We start from the raw sequence: 2,455 nt of genomic DNA, 5'->3' as shown, positions 1-2,455 counted from the left end.
GCAGCGGGTTCGTGGTCACCAACAGCCTCCGGCTGCGCCGCTTCCGCCCCCTGTCCGTCCCGACCCCCAGCGCAGCCCCGGTCTCGCGGGAGCCCGCCCCGATCCGGGCCTGACCCATCGCTCAAGAAGGAGAAGACATCATGTCCCACGACCACGATCACTCGGGGCGCGACCACACGGATGACCACGCTCACGAGCATGCTCACGGAGCGCAGAATCACAGCGCGCACGAGCATCACCATCACGAGCCTCCGGCGGGGGTAACGAACCTGGTGACCTGTCCGGTGATGCCCGGCAACCGGGTCGATCCGGCGTGGGCCGAGCAACGCGGCCTGTTCCGGGACTACGAGGGCGCCCGCTACTGGTTCTGCTGCCCCGAGTGCGGTCCGCTGTTCGACGCCGACCCGGCCCGCTACGCCCACGCCGACTGACTGACGACGGCGACAGAACGGAGCGCACGGTGGACACGGCGGTTGGATTGGTGCAAGCGTACTTGCGGGTAAACGGATACTTCACCGTCGCCGAGTACCCGGTGCTGGACGCGGCCGGTGCCGACAGGCCCCGCACCGTCACCGACCTGGACATCCTCGCGATCCGGCTCAACCGCGCACCCGGCGACGATCCGGACCCTGCGCTCGGCGCCCGGCCGGGCATGCCGGACATGATCGTGGGCGAGGTCAAGGAAGGCGCCCCTAAACTCAACCCGGCTATGCGCGACCCCGCTGTGCTGGAAGCCGCCTTCGCGCGGTTCGGCTGCTGCTCACCCGCCGACGCGCCCGCCCTCGTGCAAGAGCTGCTCACGGTCGGGCAGGTCACCGCCCCGGAAGGTCACCTGATTCGCGCCGTCGCGTTCGGCAATACCGCGAATCCAGCCCAATCGGCCTCGTGGCACACCGTCGCCCTCGCGCACGTCCTCGACTACCTCCGTCGCCACCTGGACCGCAACTGGGCGGCCGTCGGACGCACCCAGATCAAAGACGACACCCTCGGGCTGCTCGCACTGATCGAGAAGTCCCATCGCAGCGGGGCCGGCCTACGATGACCGAGCGCCCGACACGTGCCATCCAGGATCTTCGCCCGCACCGCGGCCCGGTTCAGTCGACTCGGCTGGTCACGACGCTCGCGCGTCGCCTCAGGTGCGCGCCGATCAGAATCCGGCGCGCCCGGAGTAACCTGGATGCGGGAAGGAGGTCGGCGGTGAACCACATCCGAGCTCTCGTGCACGCCCGGTCCGGGCTGCACCGGCTCCTGCTGACCTTCACCACCGCCCTTCTGCTGATCGCCGGCCTGCTGGCCATGCATACACTCACCGGCACCCTCTTGGGCGGGCATTCCGACACGACGGCGACCGCGTTCGAATCCGCCCATGTGGACGCCGGCACCGACATGAGCGCCGTCACCGCGACCGAGACCACGCCCGGCATGAACTCCGAAGCTGCTGCCGGTCATTGCGCAGGCGACTGTGGCGGCTCGGGCGGAGTGCCGGATCACTCGATGCTGACGATGGTGTGCGCGCTAGCACTGCTAGCCGCCGCCATCGTGCTGCTGGCGCCGGTCCTGCTGGCTCGCCTCGGCGTCGCCCTCGCCCTGCTGCGACTCCACGGACGCATTGTCCTGGCCGCGCTGCCGCACCCGCGACCACCCTCTCTCCTCGTCCTGTCCATCAGTCGAACCTGATTCCCCGCCCGTGCCGGCGCGACCGCGTGCCGGACGGTTCTCTCGCCGTGCCCACCCCGGGCGGGCGGAATCAGCTCACCCGTTTCGACTGACAGATAAGGACCCCTCTCATGCGTTTCCGTACCCTCGCGCTGACCACCGGCGCTCTCGCCATCGCGCTCGTGCTCGCCGGCTGCGCCCCCACGGGCAGCTCTATGCCCGGCATGGATCACGGCCCCGGCGGCATGACCAGCACGACACCCGACACCACCGAGGAAGCGTCGTTCAACTCGGCGGACGAGATGTTCGTGACGATGATGATCCCCCACCACGAGCAGGCCATCCAGATGGCCGATCAGATCCTGGCCAAGGACGGCATCGACGAGCGGGTCGTGGCCCTCGCCGAGCAGATCAAGGCCGCTCAGGATCCCGAGATCCAGACCATGAAGGGCTGGCTCGAGGACTGGGGCATCCCCTACGACGACTCCATGTCCGGCATCGGCGGCATGGAGGGCATGGACCACGGCGACGGGATGATGTCCGAGGAGGACATGGCGGCCCTCGATGCCGCTACCGGTGTCGTGGCGACCCGCCTGTTTCTGGAGGGCATGATCACCCACCACCAGGGCGCGGTCATGATGGCCGAGATGGTGCTCGACAACGGGCAGAACCCGGATGTCGCCGCGCTGGCGCAGCAGATCATCGACGGGCAGACCGACGAGATCACCACGATGCAGGACATCCTCGCCACCCTCTGACCCCCCCGGCCCCTCGGGCGGAGCCGACACCAAGCCGGCTC

4 protein-coding genes are annotated in these 2,455 nt (G+C 69.0%); all 4 read left to right on the top strand.

The genetic code is table 11. The annotated features are described in order from the left end of the window. The first annotated feature begins 272 nt into the window (after positions 1-272). The 4 genes from FE256_RS18540 to FE256_RS17785 all read left to right on the top strand — a co-directional run bounded on the left by FE256_RS18540 (position 273) and on the right by FE256_RS17785 (position 2,414). A complete protein-coding gene (locus tag FE256_RS18540) occupies positions 273-431 on the top strand; it encodes a YHS domain-containing protein (protein WP_354646083.1) in 159 nt (52 codons plus the stop codon). A gap of 29 nt (positions 432-460) precedes the next feature. After that, on the top strand, positions 461-1,042 hold the full coding sequence (locus FE256_RS17795; RefSeq protein ID WP_138178304.1) for a hypothetical protein: 582 nt from the start codon (positions 461-463) through the stop codon (positions 1,040-1,042). Positions 1,043-1,197: 155 nt separating this feature from the next. Beyond that, on the top strand, positions 1,198-1,677 hold the full coding sequence (locus FE256_RS17790; protein ID WP_138178302.1) for a DUF6153 family protein: 480 nt from the start codon (positions 1,198-1,200) through the stop codon (positions 1,675-1,677). A gap of 110 nt (positions 1,678-1,787) precedes the next feature. Continuing rightward, a complete protein-coding gene (locus FE256_RS17785) occupies positions 1,788-2,414 on the top strand; it encodes a DUF305 domain-containing protein (RefSeq protein ID WP_138178300.1) in 627 nt (208 codons plus the stop codon). Positions 2,415-2,455: the final 41 nt, after the last annotated feature.

This window comes from Microbacterium sp. 5K110, from assembly GCF_005774735.1.
Lineage (GTDB): Bacteria > Actinomycetota > Actinomycetes > Actinomycetales > Microbacteriaceae > Microbacterium.
This window is presented reverse-complemented; position numbering and strand designations above follow the sequence as displayed.

Excerpts from the sequence above, each read along its gene's own strand:
- FE256_RS17785 (WP_138178300.1), top strand. The coding sequence starts at position 1,788 with ATGCGTTTCCGTACCCTCGCGCTGACCACCGGCGCTCTCGCCATCGCG.